A 24194-nucleotide genomic window follows, 5' to 3' on the forward strand; every position below is an offset into this window, starting at 1 on the left:
CAGCAGCAGGTTAAAGTTTATTATTAAGCTATTTTTTATTTTATAGCACTTACAGCCTCTTTCATTTTAGTCAAAGCTTGTTCTGTGCTATCCCCCAACAAAACTGTCTCAACCGCATCCTTTATCGCCTTAGAATATTCTACCGTATGTAAAGATTGAGGAAGTGCTCCAAGATTATTCTTTGCTACAATTCCGCTAAATACACTCTGTGCCGGAGACAGTGAAACAATTTCCTGATCTTCCAATAATGCTTTTGTCGGTGGCAAATCTCCCTTTAATTTACAGAAAAGTTTATTTCCTTCTCCCATACACATATACTTCATAAAATCCCATGCTCCATCCTTATGCGCACTTGTTGTGGGAATATATAGCATAGATGTATCTACTGTTGACCATCCTTCACCTCCCACATTTTCAGCACCGGGGATAGGCATCATTTCAAAATTTACACCCGCATCCTTAGCCATGTTATAAAGCCACGGTCCGTCGATACGAAATACCTGTGTTCCATTTAAAAACGGATCTTGTGGAGTATTTAAGTTGGAATTACCGGAAGTAATAAAATTACCCAAAGCATCTTTACCGAATTTTTTAACCTGACTCTCCATAAATTCAAGTGATTTTTTAAATCCTTCATTATCAGGCGTCCAATTACTCGGCTGACCAAAATCTGAGCCGTATGCATATGTAAAAATATTCGGCCAATAATTGGTAGGCACAAACGGTGCACCCAATTGTGTCAAACTTTCTCCGTCAAGTAAAGTAGTATCTTCGCTCATTTGCATAAGTTCCTCCAAAGTTTGAGGTGTCTTTGTAATTCCCGCCTTATCCAGCAAATCTTTATTATAATAAAGAGCAAACACATTCACACTTATTGGTAAAGAATAGATACTTCCCTCATACTTTTGCTGTTCCAAAGCGGCATCAACAAACGCTGTCATGTCCACATTATCTTTTTTAATATATTCATCTAAATTCTGTGCAATATTTTCATTTGCATACTTTGGAACACTGCCTCCGAAATCATCAGTAATATCCGGTCCCTGTCCTCCGGAAATAGCTGTAATAATTACTTGTTGATCTGGTGTGCTTGTTCCTACCACCTCGTACTTATCCTGACTGGAATTGTACTTACTGATAATTTCTTCAATAATCTTTGCTTCTTCACCTCCCCACAAATACCAGAAATTGACTGTTTCTCGCTGTGTTTGCTTCGTTCCGCCCTCGCTTGAAACTGAAGTTGTAGTTGGTGTTGCTTTTGCTCCACAAGCTCCCAACATTACCGCCATTGAAAAACTTAATCCCAATGATAACATTTTTTTCATACCGAATACCTCCTTAATTCCTTATATTAAAAATAAAATTTATATTTTCTCAAGTACTTTCGAAAATTCTCTTGTTATAAGTTGAGGTCTTGTAATAATAGAACCCACTACTACGCTGAAAGCACCAAGCTCTATAACTCTTCTGCATTTATCAGGTGTATTTATATTTCCTTCGGCTATAACCCTGTGTTTTACTTTGGAAATGATATTCCTAAGAATCTCAAAATCATTTGCTTCGATTCTAAGTCCCTCACTCTCCTTAGTATAACCGACCATAGTAGTACCGATGAAGTCAAAACCTATTTCATCTGCAAATAAAGCCTCTTCTTCCGTGGAGCAATCCGCCATAAATAATGTATTCGGATATTTCTCCCTGACCTCTGAAAAGAATTCCCTAAGACTCTTTCCCTCAGGTCTAAGTCTACATGTTGCATCCATAGCAATTATATCAACTCCTGCCTCTACCAAAGCATCCACCTCATCCATAGTTGGTGTGATATAAACCTCACTGCCTGCATAATCCTTTTTTATAATTCCGATTATCGGCAAATCAACCTGTTTTTTTATCTCTTCTATATCCACAATAGAGTTTGCTCTGATGCCACATGCTCCGCCCATCTTTGCTGCGAGAGCCATTCTCCCCATAATGAAGTCTGAATGTAAAGGTTCATTTTCCAGTGCCTGACATGAAACAATCAGTTTCCCTTGTAGGTTTTTGATTTTGTCATTCATTTTTACTACCTCCATCTGAAAATATCTTACCATTTCTGAAAGAAATTTTCAATACTTTAGTATCATTCTGTTTTTACTTTCTTCACTCCATACGGGCATTATTAAAAGTACACATTTTACATTGTTTTTATTTGTGCACAATATACTAATACGGCTATTTATCATATTTTCTCTTATTAGATTGATTTATATATTATATCTACTATGCCTACTAAATGCTAAACTTTATAAAATTTAATTTTATAATTATGATTTCTTTACTAAAACCCTCGATAAAAAAGAGATATGGGTTTCCCCATATCCCTGTTTAAAATATTTATTTAAGGCAGTGAAAATATAAGCTCTAATTAAAGTAACGCATATTTTAGTATAAACAATATTGAAAGTACATACATAAGCGGTGTAACTTTTTTAGATCTTCCTGTACATGCATTGATCAATACATATGATATGATTCCCATTGATATACCTTCTGAAATGCTGTAGAAGAGCGGCATTGCAACTATACAGATATAGCAAGGTATAGCCTCTGTCATATCTGAGAAATCAATATGTACCACATTTGTGAACATATAAAATCCTACCACTATAAGTGCAGGTGCTGTTGCAAATGAAGGTATAGCAAGGAATATAGGTGATAAAAGAAGTGATACTGCAAAGAGAACAGCTGTTGTCATTGCTGTAAGACCTGTTCTTCCACCCTCTGAAACACCTGAAGCAGACTCAACGAATGTTGTAACTGTAGTAGTACCAAGCATTGCACCTGCTGTTGTTGCTATAGCATCTGCAAGTAAGGCACCCTTGATATTCGGAAGCTTGCCGTCCTTATCAAGCATTCCCGCCTTTGTAGATACACCGATCAATGTTCCGATTGTATCAAATAAGTCTACAAATAAGAATGCAAACATAACTACTACAAAGTTTAATGACTTAATCTTGTCAAACTCAAGTTTAAATAAAACCGGACCAATACTTGGTATACTGAGTCCGTTTGAGAAATCAGGCAATACGCTGAAGAGTCCAAGTGCAGGATTTGGGACATAGAGTCCTGTTAATTGAGCAATTATTCCAAGAATCCATGTTGCCAATATTCCGAGTAATATATTTCCCTTAACTTCCTTTACAACTAAAAGTGCTGTAATAATAACACCTATAATTGCTATAAGCACTGTAATACCGACATCATTAACTGAACCTGCAACACCTTCCGCTGCATGAATACTATTGTATCCCTTTATTGAAAACAACTCTACCAATGTAGCACCGCCGATAACGATCTTAGCATTTTGAAGTCCGATAAATGCAATAAAAAGTCCGATACCCACACTTACAGCTGATTTTAAGTTTCGTGGAACCGCATTAAAGATAGCCTCACGCACATTTGTAACTGAAAGTGCTATAAAAATAATACCTTCTACAAATACTGCTGTAAGAGCTGTCTGCCAGCTATATCCCATACCTAAAACTACGGTATATGCAAAATATGCATTAAGTCCCATTCCCGGAGCAAGTGCAAACGGATAATTTGCCAATAATGCCATCAATGCAGTACCTAAAAATGCCGCTACTGCGGTTGCTGTAAATACGGCACCTCTGTCCATACCTGCATCGGCAAGGATATTAGGGTTTACTGCAAGGATATATGCCATTGTCATAAAGGTTGTAATACCGGCAATGACTTCAGTTTTTACATCGGTCCCATTTTCTTTTAGCTTAAAAAACTTTTCCATATATAGTCTCCTTTTTTTTATTATACTCCGGTATCCGGCCCGGAGTTTTTAGTTTCCTCTAAGTCAAATTTTATTCAAGTTATTCAGCCTATATATCACTGCCATTTAATATATTTTAAAAACTTAATCCGCCTCAATGTCTATAAACTTGTTTTCAAAAATATCGAACAAGCCTCTGGCAGTGAGCTTTAACTCAGGTATAACCATAAGTGACATAAAAGTAAGTGACATTACAGGCTCAAGACTTTCATTCACCCCTAATTCATCCACAGCCTTTTTGTGAAGACTTAAAAGTTTCTTTGATACCTCTTCTCCGCTCAAATCACTCATAAGACCGGCTACCGGCAAAGACAGACTTTCTATTACCTTACCGTCTTTGACCAGTGAAAAACCTCCACCGTTTTCCTTCACATTCTCTATTGCCATATACATTTCATCATCATTAACGCCTACACATATTATATTATGTGAATCATGTGCGACTGACGCCGCTATTGCTCCGCTCTTAATACCATAGCCCTTTATAATTCCAAGTCCGACCTTTCCGGTATTATGATGTCTTTCTATCACCGCACATTTGCAGGCATCTATATTTTTATCAAAGACAAAAAATCCTTTTTCATCCCTTTTTATCTTAATCTTTGTCTTTTTAGACAGCACTCCTCCCGCAATCATTTCTATTGCGAAAACTTCATCGGATTTTAGGCACATTTGTAGCATTTCTTTTTTGAAATTATCTAAATGTACGGTATCTGATACTCCCGAGATATCATACTTTTCTAATTCTTTTAGATAGTTTCCGTCTTTTGCGACCTCTTCTCCCAGTATATAAACCGATGAAACTTTAAAATCTTTAAGATCATCAAAGATAACAAAATCCGCTCTTTTACCCGGCACAATCATTCCTCTGTCCTTTAGTCCATAGCAATCACTTACATTTATTGTAGCCATTGCTATAGCCATAACAGGTGATATTCCGGCCTTTACCAAGGTTCTTAGATGATATTCCAGATGTCCGTCCTCAAAAATAGTCTTTGGTTGTCTGTCATCCGAACATAATAAACATCTTCTAAAATTAAATTCATTTATACCGGGTATAAGTGCTTCCAAATTGTGACAGGCTGAGCCCTGACGCAATTGTACATATATGCCACGACTCAGTCTGTCTTCCATCTCTTCGAGAGTTGAACACTCATGGTCCGTATCTATTCCGCCGCAAACATATGCATTCAAATCCTTTCCAAAAAGATTGGGACTATGTCCGTCTATTATCTTTTTATGATTTCTTGCTAAAACTAGCTTATCAAGTGCAATATCATCATTTTGTATTATTGCATTGTAATCCATGAACTCGCCAAGTCCCGGAACAGCTTCGGATACAATATCTTCTTTCATATCTTTTGCAAGTATTATACATCCCGCATCCTCCATACTTGTTGCAGGTACACAGGACGGCATCATATATTTAACTGAAAGGCAGGTGTTTTTGGCTGCATTTTGCATATAGTGAAATCCGTTTATTCCACATACATTCACTATCTCATGAGGATCGGCAATGACCGTGGTAGTGCCATGAGGCACCACCATCCTGCCAAACTCCTCCGGAGTGCAGTATGAGGACTCAATATGAATATGTGCATCCATAAGTCCCGGAGAAATATATTTTCCTTCTATATCTATTTCTTTTTCACCTTCATACTCTCCAAATCCTGCAATATATCCTTCTGCTATAGCCAAATCGGTTTTGAATACTTTACCGCTGCAAACATCTACAATAGATCCGTTTTTTATTACAAGTTCCGCTTTTTTCTTCCCATTCGCCACATCAATCAGTCGCTTTAAGCTGTCTTTGTCCATACTCCCTCCGAAAGTTCAGCTATCCTTTATTATTCTACTCCAAGTCTCTTTTTCATTGTCTTTTCAACCGCTACAAGTATATTTTCATAACCTGTACATCTGCAAAGATGTCCTGAAAGGAGTTTTCTAAGTTCTTCTTTTGAATACAGTTTTCCGCTGTTTAGAATTTCGGTAGCCGACATTACAAATCCCGGTGTACAGAATCCGCATTGTACCGCCGCTTCATCTATAAATGCCTGCTGTAAATCTGAAATTTCTCCATTTGGTCCCATAAGACCTTCCAATGTGAGGATATCCTTGCCCTCAGCCCAAACTGCCAGGTAGATACATGAGTTGAATGCTTCACCGTCTATAAGGACATTACATGCTCCACACTCTCCTACCTCACAGCCTTTCTTTACAGAAGTAAGTCTGTAGTCATTTCTAAGCATATCTGTAAGTGAGCTTCTTACATCTACCATTTTCTCACATTTCTTACCATTGATGGTACAACTGACTAATTTATAACTCTGCCCTGTCATCGACCTTACCTCCTGCCTGTTTTACAGCCTTTTCACAGGCTTTTCTTGCCATAACCACGCCTATATGACATCTGAAAGCTTTACTTGCTCTCCATGAATCACGAGGATTTATATCTTCCAAAACTTTCTGAGCAAAAGCCTCTATATTCTCCTCATTAACTTCTTTACCTCTGATAAAGTTTTCCGCTGTATGTACTCTCATAGGGATAGGACCTGCTACACCATAAGCTATTCTTACATCTTCGAATGTCTTTTTATCCTCTGAGAGTTTTACATTTACCGAACATCCTGTAGTAGCGATATCCATAGCCTCTCTCATGGCATATTTTATATAATGTCCCTTATAACCCTCATAAGCTTTCTTCGGAATGATGATAGCTGTCTGTATTTCACCCTCTTTTAAATCCACTGTTCCGGCCTTTATATAAAATTCATTTATAGGTACTAATCTTCTGTAGCCCTCTCCGGCTATCTCAACCTGTGCATCCCATGCAAAAAGTGTGGAAGCGGAGTCTGCTGATGTAACACCGTTACATGTATTTCCACCGATAGTTCCTATATTTCTGATCTGCGGTCCACCTATCTGATCCACAGCTTCACCAAGTACATTTATGTATTTTTGTATAATAGGATTCTTTGTAATATGTGAGAAGCTTGTTAAAGATCCTATTCTTATATTTTCATCGGCATCAAGGCAGATACCTCTAAGCTCATCAAGCATATAGATACTTACAAGCTCCTTACCCGCTCTCTTTCCTTCTCTTATCTGTACCAAAACATCACTTCCGCCGGCAATAACCTGTGAGTCCGGATGTTCTTTTAAAAGTCTGCAAGCATCATCTACGCTTGTCGCCTCATATAAAGCTTTTATATCGTACATTTCTTCCTCCTACTTAAGTAAACCTGCTTTGTCAAAATATTCATACAGTTTTTCCGGACGTAAAGGTAATTCATTAACACCTACACCTGTAGCATTCATAATAGCGTTTCTTATAGCCGGTGCCACAGGACAAACCGGTGGCTCACCCAATGATTTTGTACCGAATGGTGATGTAGGCTCAGGATTTTCAACGAACGCCGTCTCAAGATGTGGATGATCCATACATGTAGAAAGCTTATAATCAAGCAGGTTATCATTTAAAACTTTTCCTGTCTTCTTATCTACAAGCTGTACCTCCGAGAGTGCATATCCTATACCCATACTCATACCGCCCTCAACCTGTGCCTTAGCAAGCGCAGGGTTGATAAGCTTACCGCAGTCATGTACATTTATTATCTTTGTGAGCTTTGCTTTACACATATCAATATCAACTTCAACCTCTGCAAAACAGCATCCGAATGAATATGCATTTGATTTTATTTGTGCTGTAGACTCCGCTGTAATATGTCTGCTGTCACTTAGAGAATAAAGTGCTTCCGTTGCCAAATCCTTTAATGAAATAAGTTCTCTGTTATCAGTAGTTCTTATTATCATAGAATTCTTGATATCTGTGATTGCAGGTGGCATATTTGTCAAAATATATGCATAATCAAGTATCTTCTCCTTCAAAAGTCCTGCTGTCTTGGCAATAGAGAAACCGCCTATATAGGTCTGTCTCGATGCATATGCGCCTGTACCGAAAGGAGTAATATCTGTATCCTGGTTTGAAACGATATGTACTTCATCTGTACTGATTCCAAGAATCTCAGCCGCCATCTGTGAGAATGCCGTATCCGCACCCTGACCGATTTCGGTCTCACCAAGCTGTAATGTTACAGAACCGTCCTGATTAAGTACAAGTCTTGATGATGATGACTCAAGTGATATAGGCCAAACCGCAGTATTATACCAGAATGCAGCCATTCCTATACCTGTTCTTACTCTGCCTGTCTGTTTTGAAAGCTCTTTGACTCTGTTATCATAGTCCATATAAGCTTTACCTTTTTCGATACATTGTCTGAATGTATCATAGTAGTTTTCATTCTTTGAAAAAGCGTCCTTATATCCCTGCGGCATAAGGTTCTTAAGTCTGAAGTCAATAGGTGCAATGCCCATTATCTTTGCAACATCCTCTGTATGAGACTCTACCGCAAACATAGCCTGAGGTATACCGTATCCTCTCATAGCTCCGGCTACAGGTCTGTTTGTAAATACAGTATATGCATCACCCTCAACATTATCACATGGATAAAGCTGTGGGAAAGCTCCCAGTCCCTTTGCTGCAATAGAATGTCCGTGCGAAGCATATGCACCCTGGTTTGAGAATGCTTCTATCTTTCTTGCGGCATACGTACCGTCTTTTCTTACATGTGAAATTATATGGAACCTTATGCCATGTCTTGTTCTGTTTGCAAAGAAAGTTTCCTCTCTGCTGCAATCAAGCTTTACAAGATGTCCTCCCACCTGTAATGAAAGGAATGCACAAAGCGGCTCATATAGTATATCCTGCTTATTTCCGAAGCCACCACCGATATAAGGCTTAATAACTCTTACATCTCCCCAAGGAATACCGAGAGCCTGACCTACAACTCTTCTTGCAATATGAGGAATCTGTGTAGAAGCTACTATCGTAATTCTTTTGCCTTCTGCATATGCGTAGCAGATAAAGTTCTCTATATGGCAATGCTGTACAGGTTCAGTATTATACCATCTGTCAACTACAGTAAGGCCCTCTTCTTTGATTGCCTCAGCATAATTACCTCTGCTGATACTTGTATGCTTTAAAATATTATTAGGGTAATCCTTATGAATCTGTGGTGCACCGTCCTTCATAGCTTCCAAAACATCTGTAACTACAGGATACTCCTCATATTCCACCTTTATAGCTCTGAGAGCCTGACTTGCAGCCACCTCATTTTCAGCTATAACCGCAGCAACATCATCACCATAGAATTTAACTTCATCGGTAAGCAATAATCTGTCTGCAACGTCCTGATGGCTTACATCAGTAGACCATGGATGTCCTGCTGTAGGAAAGTAATTTCTATACTGTCCCAGATCAAAGCATGTAACAATCTTTACAACTCCTTCAATCTTCTCCGCTTCACTAGTATCAACTGAAAGCACCTTACCATGAGCTATTGTAGAATGCAAAATCTTTGCCACATAGGCACTCGCATCACATAAATCATCGGTATACTTTGTTCTGCCTGTGACCTTGTCAAATGCATCTACTCTGGCAATACTTTTTCCAACCTCCATATTCTTTCCTCTCTAATTCTAATATTTTATATTAATCAAATTATAGTTTTATCCTATATCTCCTGCAAGAATCGATTGTTTTCAATTACTTTACAACATTGGAAACATATATGTTTAAGATATAAAATAAAGCCTATAATAATTAACTTATAAGATTTTTTTTCCTGATACATATTTTGCTTTCATAGAACATTCATCCGATAAATATAAAAATCTTTCAAATCTTTTTCTTAAATCGTCAATATCTTTATTTAATACTCCATCATCTATGATAAGCATATCCGCTTCAAAGCCCTCCTCAAATGCTCCAACCTTCCCAAAATAGCTTCCCGGAATTCTGGTTGCCATGGAAAACGCCTCGGCAAGCTCCAAAGGTTTTGAATTTTTATCTATATATCTCCAATAAAGCTTTGAAAGCCCTATCGCCTCTACCACCTGATTTAATATATTCAGTGAATAGCCGGCTGCTATATCACTTCCAAGACCGACCTTTATACCACTGTTAAGGAACTTCCTTATCGGAGCTATACCTGATGAAAGGCAGATATTTGACTGCGGACAATGTGCCACATATACATCCCTCTCCTTTAAAAGCTCCATTTCCTTTTCATCGGAGTATACGCAATGTGCCATCACGGTAGGCACTTTGCTTTTATTTAAGCTACCCCTTTTATCATAGGCATCCAGATATCCTGTTGCATCCGGACAAAGTTCCTTCACCCATTCTATTTCCTTGGGATTTTCGGATAAATGTGACTGTAAACCGTAATTTTCACCTCTGATCTTTCCAAGTTCCTTCATCAGCTTATCACTGCAGCTTGGTATAAATCTTGGTGTAATTACAGGTTTGGTATTTTGATATCTGCTTTCGCAGATCTCCAACCATTTATTTGTAGAATCTATGGATGACTCTGTAGTTTCAATAAGTTCATCCGTAGAATTTCTGTCCATATTTACTTTACCTACAAAGCATTTCAGTCCGCTCTCTTCCAGCATATCCATCAATAATATTGTTGCTTGTGTATGTAGGGTGGCAAATACAATTGCCCTTGTAGAATAACTCTTAGTCAGAGCATCCACAAACTTTTTATAGGCTTTTTTTGCATATTCAATATCCTTATATTTTGCTTCCTCAGGAAATGTATATGTATTCAGCCAGTCTAAAAGTTCCATATCCATTCCAAGCCCTCTGAAAGCAAATTGTGGAGCATGTAAATGCATGTCTATAAGTCCCGGTATTATTAAGGAATCACCATAGTCTTCAATCTCTTCATTCTTTAAAGAATCAGGCAATTCATTTTCCGAATATATTTTTGAAATAATACCTTCTTTAATCACTATACAGTTTTTTTTCCTTATTCTGATTGTACCTTTTTCGGTACAATCCACCAAATTCCCCTTAACTATCATATTCTCCCCTAATAAAAATATGAGGTGTATTCCATTGTGCATGGAAACACCCCACTCCACCCACAATTTCTGTGGGCCTATAGTCAATTATTACGGTAATTGGTAGAGACGCTCAACCGATTATGAGCTTATATTAGGCCTCTTATTCAATATTCTTATGCATTTCTTCTAAAAGAAAACATCCAATATATATAACTCAAGTATTTATTTATATAAAGAATAACATCTAATTAATTTTTAGTCAATTTTTTTTTGATTTTTTTATATGAATAATGTCCTATATTTATTTAAATTATCAATATATATAAAGCAATTATACTATTATGTTTTTTTCAATGTATTTTCTTAAGTACATAATTATAAGCATCTTTTGTATCAATATCCATAAGCTCATCCTCATTTTCAATATCAACAAATAAAACCTCACAAATATGCGCCTTTATAAGCTTTTTACCACCTTCATCTTCTCCCAGCCTAAGCAACTCATCAAAGTATTTATTTGAAAATATGCATGGGTTACCAAGCCTGTTTCCACATCTTACACTACTTATAGTTTTATTCGATTTTTGAAATTCATCTATTATCTTTGATATGGTATCAGACCTTAAAAGCGGCTGGTCACATACTCCAAAGAGGGCACTGCCCGAATTCTCAATTTTTTTCAGCTCTTCTACAGCCAGTTTTATGGATCGAGATTTTCCAAGTTCAGGTTTGTCATTATATATGGAAGTAAATCCTCTGCCCTTGTAATATTCAAGTATCTCACCGTCTTTACTCACTATTATCTTATTATCAAAGTCATACGCCTGATTATATATTTTTTCCATATATTGATAAAGCTTGATTCCCTTGATATCTGCCAGAAGCTTATCTCCTCCGAACCTTTTGCCCTCTCCCGCCGCCAAAATCACCAAATCCATCAGACTTTCCTGCCGTTCATCATGCCAAGTACAGCTTCCAACACTCCGCCTCCTATGGCACTTGCCTTATCCGATACGCTAAAGCAATACTCTTTTTTTGCTCTTGGATCTATATCACCTGATTTCATACCCTTTTTAACTTGTACTCCATCCTGTAAAAGTCCTCTGACTATTCCGTCAATACCCGCATATACCGGAACCTCACCGCAAAAAGCAACTAAATCACCCGCTTTAACATTATCACCGATACTTACATTTGCCCTAAAACTTCCGTCGGCAACGGCTCTGATGATTCTTTCCACCGTATACCCGCCTATATTTCCGGGTACACCGGTATTTGGAAATGCACAGCCCTTCCACAACACTCTCCCAAGATTATGTCCTCTTTTAGTCTCTACTACGGCATGACAGTCTACACCTGCCTCAAATCCCGGTCCGACTCCTATTACCATCTTTGCATCATCAATTTTGGTTCCTATATTGGTTTTGGCAATTATAGCATCAACTATCACATCGGGCTTATATTCTCTCATAATATCGCCGCCCTGATCAACTATAATCGGTATGCAGCCTGCTTTTATTATCTCATCTATCATAGCGATATTTTCACAAAGCTTTCCGCAAATCCCCTCTACCACTGCCTCTTTATTATATATTGCAGGGGAAAATGCCACCGTTCTTCTGACTGTTGTAGGCGTATCAATATCCGACATTATTACATCAAAACCTGACCTAAAAAGCCTCAAAGCAATTCCTGTCGCCAAGTCTCCGGCACCTCTTATCCAAATCTTTTTATCCATCAAAACCTCTTACTCAACTAAAAAATCAAAATCACAAAACTCCCTGTTGTTTTTATATGAAGTAATTGAAACCTTATAATTCGAAACACTCTTTGCCTTACATAAGATTTTAATAAATTTTTCAACCTCCAAGGCTTTTTTCATATCTTCTTTTGTATCTACTTTATTTATAACAAACAATATTTTAACATCATGTAGCAGCCCTTTTCTCCCTACTCTTGAATCCGTCAAAATAAAAGCGGCATCCCTGCAGGTAAGGATATGTTCTTCATCCCAACCAAATAGCTCTTCTGCTCTCTCATATCTAAAACAACATTCTTTAAGACTCTTTCCAACGGCATCAATACCCATACAAATTATACATATATTAGTATTTCTTGGTATTACAGGCTCACCTTCTCTTGGCAGCTTTATAGGAAATCCCTTTGCACCGTCAGCCTCCACCAGCACTATATCGGAATATAATCTTAAACGATTCAGCTCCTTTAAATCAATTGATGAAAGTTTCTTTCCCTCATCTACACCTATTACTAAAGGTTCTGTACCAAATTCAAATTCTCTAAGTTCTTTAGCCGCATTTATCTCCAAATAATTATCCGGCTTTATTATATGAGTACTTGTGGTAATAATAACCCTTTCCCCGCTATTTGCAAAATATTTTCCTATATAAAACATGGTGGTGGTTTTTCCACCACCACCAACTAATGATATCATGGTTTTTTTCATCGCATTCCAACCAGTTTCTTTACATCCATATCCTTTGGCAATATAAAGTTTAAAAGCATTGAAAGTACAAACACACCTGCCACTGAATTACCTGCAAAAATATCCCCTATTACGCTTGGGAAATATCTGAATATATCAGGTGTCTGGGTGAAACCTATACCGATGCTTATAGATAATGCCACAATTACAGTATTTCTCTGATTAAAGCCGCATTTTCCAATCATATTCATTCCGCTTACCACTATAGTACCGAACATCATTATTGTACATCCACCGAGTACAGGCTGTGGTAATGTTGAGAAAAATGCACCTATAGGTGGGAATAATCCTGCCAAGATAAGTGTCAATGCACCAAACATTATAGTAAATCTGTTTACTACCTTTGTCATTGCAATAAGACCTACATTTTGTGAAAATGATGTAATAGGAGTACAGCCGAATAATCCCGATACCGCACTTAAAAAGCCGTCACATGCCAGTGATCCGGACACTTCCTTTTCTGTAATATCTCTGTCAAGTCCACCTGCCACTACGGCAGTTGTATCACCTATAGTCTCCGCTGCAGATACAAGGAATACCACTACCAACGATAAAATTGCACTTACATTAAATAACGGCTTATATGGCAGCACTCTTGGCAATTCTATAAATCCTACTTCATTTATTGTGCTTGCAAAATGTGAGAAATCCACAATACCAAATATAAAAGCTGCTATATATCCCACTATAAGACCGAACATTACATTAAGTTGCTTCCAAAAGCCCTTTGCCAATGCACTGAATGTTATACATGCAACAAGGGTAATAAGTCCTACAATCATATATTTCGGAGCACCGAAATCATCTACATACCCACCACCAAAGCTTTTTGCACCTACAGATAATAAAGAAAATCCGATTGTGGTAACAACACTTGCCGAAACTATAGGCGAAATAATACTTTTCCAATACTTATAGGTTAAACCAAGACAACCTTCCACACATCCACCGACTATTACCGCACCAATCATCGTTTGATAATTAAAATTAGATGCAATGTAGGTCAATGTTGCAACAAAGGTGAAGCTGACACCCATTACAACCGGCAATCTTGCACCGATTCTCCATACAGGATATAACTGTATCAAAGTTCCAAGACCTGCTATAAACATAGCACTTTGCAAAAGCCTTGCAAGTTCCACTCCACTAATTCCTGTCTGATCACTTCCCAACAATTTTGCTACACCACATACCATAGCTATAGGTGCCAAATTTGACACAAACATCGCCATAACATGCTGCAATCCGAAAGGTATTGCCTTTGCCACCGGAACCCTTCCGTCCAGCTTATAAATATTGTCAATACTTACATCTGAACCACCTGATTTTACACCCATTAATACTCCTCCTAAAAATATATTTATTTATTTTGCATCTACTAAGAGATGTAATATACTAAGGATTTATACTGATATTCCCCCTAAAGACATTCGCTCAAAATATTTAAAACTCACCGGATACAGACTATCTGATGAGTTTTACCCTATCTGAAATGGTCATTTAATAATAAACCTTTTTTGTATGATTTTAAATAAAAAAAAGATTGTTTATTTTTTCTTTATTGTATGATATCATTTTTTATCATTAAAATCAATTTAATTTTTTTTATTATTTGTAAATTCTGACACTAATGCCACACCTTGTCCGCACTGTTATATGAGGGATTTTCCTCTCTTATTAAATCATCTATAAGATTTGCAGACTCAAAATCCACACACCATGCCAGTCCGCATCCTGATGAAATTTCTTTAGGCACCGGTATAAGTCTTCCCGGTACAGCCTTTGCCTCACATAATTTCTCAAATGCCATTGCCGCTGTGGTAGTATGAAAGGTAACTATGTATTTCCAACTTTTTTCTCTCATTTTACTATTTCTTTTATTGCTTTAATTGCAGTATCAATTTCTTCCTCTGTATTAAAATATGAGAAAGAAAATCTTACCATTCCCGTTTCCTTTGTTTTGAAAGCTTCATGTATTAAAGGTGCACAATGCGCTCCTGCTCTTGTGGCTATATCATAATCCTGCCCCAAACAATCCGCAAAATCTCCCGAATATATTCCCTCAATATTCATGGAAAGAATACTCCCATGCCATATATTTTCAGACGGTTTTTTAAGTTCATCGCAGTCCATATAATATCTGATGCCTTCAATGTCCACCGTTCCCTCATACAATCTTTTTAAAAGATACATTTCCTTTTTATGTATATTCTTTATCCCGACTTCATTTATAAAATCTATACCGGCGCCAAGACCTGCTATACCCATTATATTTAATGTGCCTGCTTCAAGCCTTGTAGGATATTCACCCGGCTGCTCCTTATTAAAAGATTGCACCCCGCTTCCTCCAACCTTGAAAGTATCAATCATTATATCTTTATTTAATACTATACCTCCCGTGCCTCCGGGACCGAATAAAGCCTTATGACCTGTAAAGCAAAGTATATCTATGCCCATTTTTTCCATATCTATATCTATACTGCCTGCACTTTGTGAAGCATCCACTATTAAATACAGATTATTTGCCCCGGCAATTTTACTTATATATTCAATATCGGCTATTTCTCCCGATACATTGGATATATGATTTACCACTATTGCTCTTGTATTCGGTCTTATATATTCTTCAAATTCATTATATTTTAATCTTCCACATTCATCTATGCCGACAAAGTCTAAGCTAAGACCTCTTTCTTTTTCCATTTTATACAGCGGTCTTAATACACTGTTATGTTCAGTCACTGTACTTATCACATGGTCCCCGCTTTTAAACAAACCGAAAAGTACAATATTTAACCCTTCAGTTGCATTGGAGGTAAAAATAACTTTTGAAGGATCGCTGCTTCCAAAAAAACTTGAGATTTTTTCTCTGGTTTCATAAATCATTCTTCCCGAATCCAGTGAAGCCTTATGTGCCCCCCTCCCGCTGTTTCCATAAGAAGTAAGCGCATGATTTATCGCTTCTATTACATTTACCGGCTTTTTGAATGTGGTAGCCGCATTGTCTAAATAAATCATTATGGTCTTACCACAAGGTCGGCAGCCAGCAAATATTCCACAATATTGTACATATTTGTAGCCTCACCTACCAGCAACTTTTCTGTCAAACCGTAGTTATTTAAGCATGCACCGCATGAATATATCTTTGCACCTGCATTTTCCAAAACTTTCAAATCCTCTATACTTGCAGAACCCTCTGTAGTCATTCTTACACCTGAATTATAAAAAATTATTTTAGCCGGAGGAATATCTTGAGAACTTAATGCATATATAAAGCCCTTTAAAAGAGTTTTACTAAACTCCTCATCTCCCTCTCCCATCTTATCCGAATCAATTACAACAATTGTTTCTTTTAATTTTATTTCATCGGATTTTACCTGCGTCGCCTTTACCTGTGGTGATTTATCAGCTGTGGCTTCACCTGCTACATTTATTGTAACGACATATTCTTTATCCGATTTTTTTTCCGAACTTGCCTCATAATCCTTTTGTTTTGCCATTTTCAACAGGTTTTGTACAGCTATCTCATTGTCAACGCTTACCTCTACTACACCGCTTCCACCAATCTCTTTTATTGCATTCTTTGTTTTAACTACAGGTATAGGACATGCATCTCCAATTGCATTAACTTTAATCATATTTTACCTCTTTTCTAGTTAACAACCCCCATTTCAAATGGGGGTTTAATTTTAACCCCTCCGGGGTATTTCTCCGGTTCCGCCAAGGGCGGGATTTCGCAGTACCATTTTTATCGGTAGCCTCCTAAAGAAGGCTCTTCTACTTTCTTCCGTCCGCTACCTTATCATTTTCTTCTTGTTCCTTAATATATTTCAAGATTGTTTCTTCATTTACATTTCCTACTGTTGATACATAATATCCTCTTGCCCAAAAATGACGATCGCCCCATTTATTTCTATACTCAGGATGTCTATCAAATAGCATTAATGCACTTTTACCTTTTAAATATGACATGAATTCCGATACACTTATTTTTGGTGGAATTGCTATATACATATGAATATGATCTATACATACTCTTCCATCTATCAACTTTACCTGTTTCATCTCACACAACTTTTTTATTATTTCCACCAAATCTTTTTTTGTTTCTCCATACATGATTTTTCTTCTGTATTTTGGTATAAAAACAATATGGTAAGTGCAATTCCAACGTGTATGTGTTATACTTTGATTATCCACTTGGATACCTCCTATGCTTTGATATGGCCTGCGAAACCAATATCATTATAGCATAGGAGTTTTTAATACTCTAAGTAACGCTTCGGCTTTGCCGGTTCCCCCATCTCAGATGGGGGATTAATAGCTTTTTTCATTTATTAACTACTTTTATAGTTGTATTTTCTTTTTCCTTTATTTCTCCGACTATTGCAGCCGGCATATTCGCTTTCCTTAATTCTTCCACAAGTAAATTTGCCTCATCTTTATCTACTGCAAGCAAAAGTCCGCCGGAAGTCTGAGGATCAAATAAAATCTCTTCCATTGCAAAAGCAATATTGTCAAATTCCACATTATCCCCTACATGATTTCTGTTTCTTTGACCGCCTGCTGTTATTAAAAATTCATCCGCCAATGCTTTTGCCTTTTCAAACACAGGTATCTGAGAAGCAAAAATCTCGCAGGACTTGTCATTATCCATCATTTCCAATAAATGTCCCAAAAAACCGAATCCTGTGATATCGGTGCAGGCATGTATATTGTATTTTTTTGATATTTCGCAGGCATATTTATTTAGAGTTTTCATTGAATCTATTGCCTCATTCAAGGTTTCTTCATCAGTCTCACCTATTCTTGCGGCAGTACAGATAATACCTACTCCAAGCTTTTTTGTAAGGATAAGCTTATCTCCCGGTTTTCCGGTATTATTTGAATAAATCTTTTTAGGGTTTACCACTCCGGTAACACTTAAACCGTACTTTACATCTACATCATCTATAGAATGTCCGCCTGCCAGTACTCCCCCTGCCTCTTTTACTTTTTCCAAGCCGCCTCTCATTATTTCACCGAGCTGATTCAAATCACTGTTTTGCGGAAAACATACTATATTCAGTGCCGTCTTTACCTCACCTCCCATAGCATATATATCGCTTAGTGCATTTGCAGCCGCTATCTGTCCGAATGTGTAAGGGTCCTCAACCATTGGCGGAAAAAAATCCAGAGTTTGAACAAATGCCACATCCTCCGTGAGCTTATACACCGCCGCATCATCCTTTGCATCAAAACCTATAATAAGATTTTCGTCAAAATTTTGCTTTGGCAATCTCTCCAGTATATGGCTGAGTATTCCCGCACCCAGTTTTGCGGTACAGCCTCCGCCCTTACAATAAAGTTTTTCCATATTTCCTCCTAAAATCATATAGTATTTCTCAGCTAATATATAAACTAATTTACATTATAAACCTTTTGGCATGATTTCTGCAATCAAATGGTCCAAACAAGGACTTATTTCTTATTCATTTTTTCAAAAAATAGACTCTATTTATAGTTAAAATGCATATATAGTTTTTTATTTAATTGAACAGTTTTTATTTCTATGTTATACTCCCCTTATATAGTAAACTTTTAGTTTTACTATTGTATTCTTTTTTAGGAGGAAATATGCATTTAAAAAGAATTTCACTTGCATTTGCGTCAGCTTTGATGTTTTCTGCATCATTTACATCTGCTGCATCTGCTGCAACAGTAAGAAGAAATGTCACAGCTTCAGTAGCTGAGGAGACTTCTGCACCGGCTGAGAATACAGATCCGGCCCCTGCAACCGCTACAGGTGATGTGGCAACTGCTAATGAGTATATCCCCTCTACCGTAAATAATGTGCCTATGCCCGAGAATCTTGATCTTGACAGCGTAGTAGCCAATGCGGGACTTAGCAATGTAGGCGACGGAAACACAAATCCTGAACCTGTACTCGGTGAGACACAAATGGTACATTTCGGTCTTTGGAATACAGCCGATCAGGAAATCTCAGGTGCCGAGACAAATAACAGTGCTTACGCTTATGCTAAGGAAGGCTTTAATAAGCTATATTTGAACCATTCCGGAATCGGAAGATATTACTATAGGACATATAATATGAACTCAGGTTGGTCTACATGGATGAACTCCAAAGAGACTGCACCGATTACCGATCCGGCTAATAAAGTTCAGGCGGTTCAGATAAGAGTAAAAGGTTATACCGGAGTAAGAAGCGACCTTTATTACAAGGCTGTTTTAAATGACGGTACCGTACTTGATTGGGCAAAGAACGGTCAAACTCTGGGTACTATAGGTACCGACAGATATATTGTAGCTCTTAAGCTTACATTATGGGATAAGCAGACAGAGTTTACACAGCCTACAAAGGTTCTTATGGAAGCTCCCGTATATGAAGGTACTTATGTGGATGCGGAAGGTCAGGTACAGTATTCTTCAGCGAATGCTTATACAGGATGGGCATTTTATAATAATGACCAGTACTATTTTCTGGAGGGTGCAAAGCAAAAGGGATGGCAGTATATTGACGGCTATAAGTATTATCTTGATGAGAATACAGGTGCTGTTGTAAGAGACCTTGAACCTGTTATGGGATTACAGGATTCTTATGAGATAAGATATAATAAGGCAACAATGACCATGTATATTATGGCAAAGGACGGTGCTAACGGATATGTGATTCCGTATAAGACATTTATGTCGACAGACGGTCCGGCTACACCTGTAGGAACATTCAAAACTTATGTAAAATACAGATGGAAGATCATGCATGACAATATTTATTGTCAGTTCTTATCAAGATTTAAAGACGGATATATTATCCACTCTCTTATCTACCTTGATAAGGGTGAGCCTAACAGACTTGATGCATCAACATATAATTATATAGATGATGCCAGATCTGACGGATGTTTAAGACTTCGTGCCGGCGATGCGGCTTGGGTTTATTATAATACAAAGATAAACACACCTGTAATCGTATATGATGATCCGACAGATAAGGGACCGGTAGAAAAAGACGCTATCGAACAGCCTATTCCGGCAAATCAAACATATGACCCTACAGATCCTTTAATGCAGGGCAGATAATTTAATAATTTAATAGTTAAATCATAAGCTATGTGGAAAGATGTTTTCACATAGCTTTTTTGAATGCAGTTCGCTGCTCCCCAAGCGAACAAACGAGTTACGCAGACTGCGTAAAATACTGCGAAATTTTAATAAAGAGTTGCAATTAGGATTGTAAAACAAAAGCTCTAAAGAGGCAGCCTGAACTGTACCATTTTGCTTTAGAAAACAGAACAAATTAATATTTTTCACTTGTTTTCTTTCGTTTTTTTTATTAAAATATTAATTAAAGAAAGTTACTTGCTTTTTCCTGGGATGAATTTTTTGCAGAATATAATAAAAGTTCGTGAATATTTTGTCGAGTTTCATTCCCCGGTGCATCTACATGTCAATGTATGGAAAGGAGTCATTATGGGTGCAAATTGGATTGTAACTGCTGTTGTAATAGTTTATTTGATTGCCATGCTTTTTATCGGTTGGTATTCATCCACCAAGATCAACAGTAACACTGATTTTATGGTTGCCGGAAGGCGACTTGGTCCGCTGCTTATGGCAGGAACTCTGGCTGCGACTGAAATAGGAGGTGGAAGTTCCCTTGGAGTTGTGCAAAACGGTATGTCCGGTTATGGTTTAAGTGCCGCCTGGTATATCATCACTATGGGACTTGCCTTTGTTATTCTCTCTTTTGTTGCTCCGAAGTTTCGTGCGGCTACAGTTAAAACAGTTCCGGAGTATTTTCGTAGGCGTTATGGTAAAGAGTCGGGATTTGTTACTGCAATCATTATGCTGCTTCCTCTTATAGGGCTTACAGCCGGGCAGTTTATCGCTTCTTCCGTAATTCTCTCTACAATGCTTGGCATCAGCTATAAGCTTTCCGTCATTATAGTAGCTGTTGTAGTAACCATTTATTCCATTATGGGCGGACTCTGGAGCGTAACCTTGACAGATTTCGTTCAAGTATTTTTGATTATTCTCGGTATGCTTGCCGCAGTTCCTTTTGCTCTAAACTATGCCGGAGGATGGAATGCCGTTATGACAAATGTTCCTGCCGAAACCATGGATCTTTTTGCCGGCTATGATTTATTTGGTATTATCTCCTTAGTTATAATGTATGTAGGAACCTTCTCTGTAGGACAGGAAGCTGTTTCCCGTTTCTATGCGGCTAAAAATGAAACAGCAGCAAAACAGGGAGCATGGCTTGCTGCATTACTCAATTTTATTTATGCTTTTATTCCTACTGTTTTAGGAATAATTGTTCTTGCTCTTATAAATATGGGCAAATTCTCAGATCAGGACTTTGCATCTGTCGGTGCAAGATATGCTCTGCCTATACTTGCAATACGTACCATGCCGGCAATTATCTGCGGTCTCCTCTTCTCCGGTGTAATTTCCGCTACAATGTCCAGCTCGGATTCTGATCTCCTTGGAGCAGGCTCCATATTTGCAAATGATATCTATAAAATTTATATTAAACCTAATGCAGACAGCAAGGAAGTCATGAATGTAACAAAGATTACTATGATTGTAGTGGGCTTTTTATCACTTCTGATTGCACTGTTTAATACAAAGAGTATTGTGTCCATATTGATGTTCTGCTTCACTCTGCGTGCCGCCGGTTCTTTCTTCCCATATGTACTGGGACATTACTGGCCTAAAGCATCAAAGGCAGGCACTATTGCCTCTCTGATTTTTGGAACCATTGTTGTAGTTTATCTTGAGCAGTTCTCCAAGGGATATCTCTTTGGAATACACTTCAGTCAGGCAATCATTCCGGGACTAATCTTCGCCTTTATAGGATTTATGATCTTCTCTTTGGCTTTCCCGCCAAAGCATCCGGGAACAGAGCTTACCCAAGAAGATGATGATTGATATAACGATATAATTTAAAACTTAAATAAAAACGAGGGTGGCAACACCCCGTTTTTATTTCATACTTTTATTATCATATAAAAATTGATCTATTCTTGATATATCTACATAAGCGCACAATTATTTTTATAGCATTTTATTATTTTATAACTACAAAGTCAGTTTCTGTAAAACTCTCCTTATCCAAAATATTCATCAATCGAAATGCCGGACCTGTCGGATGTGTCCTACCCCCTTCCCAAGCTTCAACTGTTTTTTTTGATACCCCCATATATGATGCAAACACATTTTGTGTCATACCTGCCTTTTTTCGAATTTCTCTGATTTCATTTTTTGAGTACTCTGTAATCGGCATAATCATATATGTTCTCACTTTGGCTTCGCCTATCCCTTTCTCGTAAGCGATAGCCTCTTCCAATCCCTCTTTTAAATCATCAAATAATGAACTCATAACTTACTCCTGTTTTTTACAATCTCATCCTTCAAAGATTTCACTAATCTTTTAAGTATATTCTTTCTTCCATAGTAAGATTTTCCTGATTTTTCTTCTCAAAAGCAGTTATCAAATATGTCACCTCATACTCTTCAAAATCTGTGTAACATACCCTTACTCCCCCACTTTTACCTTTATTAGCAACAGCAAATCTTACTTTCCTTATTCCTCCGGTTCCCTCCATAACTACTCCAACTTCGGGATCTTTTAACAGCATTATTTGTAATTCTTTAAGTTCATCATCACCTAACCCCATTTCTTTCCATCTTTTAGTAAATATAGGAACCTAAATAAATGTTCTTATCATACAATTATTGCCCTTCAAATTTAATATCTTTATTATATACCCCATATTATAGGGTGTCAATTTTTTTCCCAAATAAAAAAGGCATAGCCTTTCTAAAGACCATGCCCGATACTTTTCTTTAATTTGTTTCCTGTCTGAACTCCTCCCAGAGCTTATTATGCAACTCATTTGCCTCATCACTGATATTTTCTACAATCTCACCCTTTTCCATAAGTGAGAGCTTATCCTCAGGAAATACTATCAGATCCTTCCACTCATCTGAAATATGGCTTTCTGCAGCCTTATTTGTAACAAAATATCCGATATATTCCGAACATTTTGCCGCCACCTCAGGCTCATTTATATACTCAAGGAAAGCATGGGCAGCCTCACTGTTTGGTGCCTTTGAAGGTATAAATCCTGCCATTATACCAAAACCGAGCCCCTCTTTCGGATATACCACCTTTAAATCAGGATTTGCTTTAAGAGCCTGATTTACCTGTGATGTATACATAAATGCGGCTCCAACCTCTCCACTAAGTAAATAATCCTGTAGATTGCTGTCACTTATAAGACGGATATTCTTTGCAAGAGTCTTTAATTTATCTCCCGCCTGCTGAATCTGATTTAAATCATCCGTATTAAACGAATAGCCCAAAGTCTTTAATGTGATACCGTCTATTACACGGTAATTGCCCACAATACCTACATTACCCTCAAGTTCAGGTTTCCAAAGGTCCTCATAGCCTGTAATCTCAGTCTTTACAGTATCAGGATTATATACTATTAAAGGAATACCTGCACCATAGGGAATTGTATATTTATTTTCCGGATCATAGAACTTACCTTGAAACAGTGGATTTATATTTTCATAAGTGGATATCTTTGATTTGTCAAGCTCTGCTACCAGCCCCTCCTTTATAGCAAGTTCTAAAATATAATCATCCGCAATAACTACATCATAATCACCGCCCTTGGTCTCCTCAAGCTTGGCAAGCATTGTTTCATCCAGATCAAAATTTGAATAATTCACCTTTACACCGGTTTTCTTCGTAAACCCTTCCAGTACCTCCTGCGGAAACATTCCGTCCCAAGTATAAAGGTTTAATGTAGTGCCTTCAAGAGTGCTGTCTTTCCCGTCAGTACTCTGATTTGGCAAAACATCACTTCCTCCTTTGCCGCCTGCACAGCCAATAAGCGCAATGGTTGATATTAAGCCGATAACGGTAAATATTTTAAGTTTCAT

The 24194-nt window shown here is 37.5% G+C and carries 22 protein-coding genes and 1 riboswitch; of the genes, 2 read left to right on the forward strand and 20 right to left on the reverse strand.

The genetic code is table 11. The features are described 5' to 3' along the window. Positions 1 to 35: 35 nt before the first annotated feature. The 17 genes from J4O15_RS10780 to selD all read right to left on the reverse strand — a co-directional run bounded on the left by J4O15_RS10780 (position 36) and on the right by selD (position 18597). A complete protein-coding gene (locus tag J4O15_RS10780; protein WP_009220187.1) occupies positions 36 to 1325 on the reverse strand; it encodes an ABC transporter substrate-binding protein in 1290 nt (429 codons plus the stop codon). A 39-nt stretch (positions 1326 to 1364) separates the two neighbouring features. Then, on the reverse strand, positions 1365 to 2057 hold the full coding sequence (locus J4O15_RS10785) for an N-acetylmannosamine-6-phosphate 2-epimerase (RefSeq protein ID WP_009220186.1): 693 nt from the start codon (positions 2055 to 2057) through the stop codon (positions 1365 to 1367). A gap of 347 nt (positions 2058 to 2404) precedes the next feature. Then, positions 2405 to 3787 (reverse strand): NCS2 family permease, encoded by a 1383-nt coding sequence (locus tag J4O15_RS10790; RefSeq protein WP_009220184.1) that lies wholly within the window; start codon positions 3785 to 3787, stop codon positions 2405 to 2407. A gap of 123 nt (positions 3788 to 3910) precedes the next feature. Further along, a complete protein-coding gene (ade, locus tag J4O15_RS10795) occupies positions 3911 to 5644 on the reverse strand; it encodes an adenine deaminase (RefSeq protein WP_208100751.1) in 1734 nt (577 codons plus the stop codon). 29 nt (positions 5645 to 5673) lie between these two features. After that, positions 5674 to 6165 (reverse strand): xanthine dehydrogenase subunit XdhC, encoded by a 492-nt coding sequence (xdhC, locus tag J4O15_RS10800; protein WP_008752137.1) that lies wholly within the window; start codon positions 6163 to 6165, stop codon positions 5674 to 5676. Then, a complete protein-coding gene (gene xdhB, locus J4O15_RS10805) occupies positions 6146 to 7045 on the reverse strand; it encodes a xanthine dehydrogenase subunit XdhB (RefSeq protein ID WP_009220182.1) in 900 nt (299 codons plus the stop codon). The genes xdhC and xdhB overlap by 20 nt, the downstream gene beginning before the upstream one ends. A gap of 9 nt (positions 7046 to 7054) precedes the next feature. Continuing rightward, entirely contained in the window at positions 7055 to 9346 is a 2292-nt protein-coding gene (gene xdhA, locus J4O15_RS10810) for a xanthine dehydrogenase subunit XdhA (protein WP_208100752.1), read from the reverse strand. A 147-nt stretch (positions 9347 to 9493) separates the two neighbouring features. Then, positions 9494 to 10756 carry an amidohydrolase family protein gene (locus J4O15_RS10815; protein WP_208100753.1) on the reverse strand — a complete coding sequence of 421 codons (1263 nt, stop codon included), beginning with the start codon at positions 10754 to 10756 and terminating at the stop codon, positions 9494 to 9496. Positions 10757 to 10816: 60 nt separating this feature from the next. Further along, positions 10817 to 10913, reverse strand: a riboswitch (purine riboswitch). Between the two features lie 175 nt (positions 10914 to 11088). Then, a complete protein-coding gene (locus tag J4O15_RS10820) occupies positions 11089 to 11676 on the reverse strand; it encodes a nucleotidyltransferase family protein (RefSeq protein ID WP_208100754.1) in 588 nt (195 codons plus the stop codon). After that, positions 11676 to 12476, reverse strand: a complete 801-nt coding sequence (gene yqeB / locus J4O15_RS10825; RefSeq protein WP_208100755.1) for a selenium-dependent molybdenum cofactor biosynthesis protein YqeB — start codon at positions 12474 to 12476, stop codon at positions 11676 to 11678. The genes J4O15_RS10820 and yqeB overlap by 1 nt, the downstream gene beginning before the upstream one ends. A 9-nt stretch (positions 12477 to 12485) precedes the next feature. Continuing rightward, entirely contained in the window at positions 12486 to 13202 is a 717-nt protein-coding gene (gene yqeC, locus J4O15_RS10830) for a selenium cofactor biosynthesis protein YqeC (RefSeq protein WP_208100756.1), read from the reverse strand. Further along, positions 13199 to 14578: a uracil-xanthine permease family protein gene (locus J4O15_RS10835; RefSeq protein ID WP_208100757.1), complete on the reverse strand. Its 1380-nt coding sequence runs from the start codon at positions 14576 to 14578 to the stop codon at positions 13199 to 13201. Before J4O15_RS10835 ends, yqeC begins: the two co-directional genes overlap by 4 nt. A gap of 290 nt (positions 14579 to 14868) precedes the next feature. Next, a complete protein-coding gene (locus J4O15_RS10840) occupies positions 14869 to 15105 on the reverse strand; it encodes a DUF3343 domain-containing protein (RefSeq protein ID WP_009220175.1) in 237 nt (78 codons plus the stop codon). Then, a complete protein-coding gene (locus tag J4O15_RS10845; RefSeq protein ID WP_208100758.1) occupies positions 15102 to 16259 on the reverse strand; it encodes an aminotransferase class V-fold PLP-dependent enzyme in 1158 nt (385 codons plus the stop codon). The genes J4O15_RS10840 and J4O15_RS10845 overlap by 4 nt, the downstream gene beginning before the upstream one ends. Next, a complete protein-coding gene (yedF, locus tag J4O15_RS10850) occupies positions 16259 to 16879 on the reverse strand; it encodes a sulfurtransferase-like selenium metabolism protein YedF (RefSeq protein WP_208100759.1) in 621 nt (206 codons plus the stop codon). Before yedF ends, J4O15_RS10845 begins: the two co-directional genes overlap by 1 nt. A gap of 139 nt (positions 16880 to 17018) precedes the next feature. Further along, positions 17019 to 17447: an IS200/IS605 family transposase gene (gene tnpA / locus J4O15_RS10855; RefSeq protein ID WP_156791601.1), complete on the reverse strand. Its 429-nt coding sequence runs from the start codon at positions 17445 to 17447 to the stop codon at positions 17019 to 17021. A 124-nt stretch (positions 17448 to 17571) separates the two neighbouring features. Beyond that, entirely contained in the window at positions 17572 to 18597 is a 1026-nt protein-coding gene (selD, locus tag J4O15_RS10860) for a selenide, water dikinase SelD (protein WP_009220172.1), read from the reverse strand. Positions 18598 to 18857: 260 nt separating this feature from the next. Here selD and J4O15_RS10865 point away from each other — a divergent pair, with 260 nt between their 5' ends. Both J4O15_RS10865 and J4O15_RS10870 read left to right on the forward strand, forming a co-directional pair. Further along, complete coding sequence (locus J4O15_RS10865; protein ID WP_208100760.1) at positions 18858 to 20321, forward strand: L,D-transpeptidase family protein; 1464 nt, start codon at positions 18858 to 18860, stop codon at positions 20319 to 20321. A gap of 390 nt (positions 20322 to 20711) precedes the next feature. After that, positions 20712 to 22169, forward strand: a complete 1458-nt coding sequence (locus J4O15_RS10870) for a sodium:solute symporter family protein (protein WP_208100761.1) — start codon at positions 20712 to 20714, stop codon at positions 22167 to 22169. Positions 22170 to 22308: 139 nt separating this feature from the next. Here the strand turns inward: J4O15_RS10870 and J4O15_RS10875 are convergent, their stop codons facing one another. The 3 genes from J4O15_RS10875 to J4O15_RS10885 form a co-directional block, all read right to left on the reverse strand. Beyond that, positions 22309 to 22620 (reverse strand): helix-turn-helix domain-containing protein, encoded by a 312-nt coding sequence (locus tag J4O15_RS10875; protein WP_208100762.1) that lies wholly within the window; start codon positions 22618 to 22620, stop codon positions 22309 to 22311. A gap of 43 nt (positions 22621 to 22663) precedes the next feature. Further along, positions 22664 to 22918: an addiction module toxin RelE gene (locus tag J4O15_RS10880; protein ID WP_243762035.1), complete on the reverse strand. Its 255-nt coding sequence runs from the start codon at positions 22916 to 22918 to the stop codon at positions 22664 to 22666. Positions 22919 to 23087: 169 nt separating this feature from the next. Next, on the reverse strand, positions 23088 to 24194 hold the full coding sequence (locus J4O15_RS10885) for a polyamine ABC transporter substrate-binding protein (protein WP_208100763.1): 1107 nt from the start codon (positions 24192 to 24194) through the stop codon (positions 23088 to 23090).

The sequence above is a fragment of the Lachnoanaerobaculum sp. Marseille-Q4761 genome (assembly GCF_017565785.1).
In the GTDB taxonomy this organism is placed as follows: domain Bacteria; phylum Bacillota; class Clostridia; order Lachnospirales; family Lachnospiraceae; genus Lachnoanaerobaculum.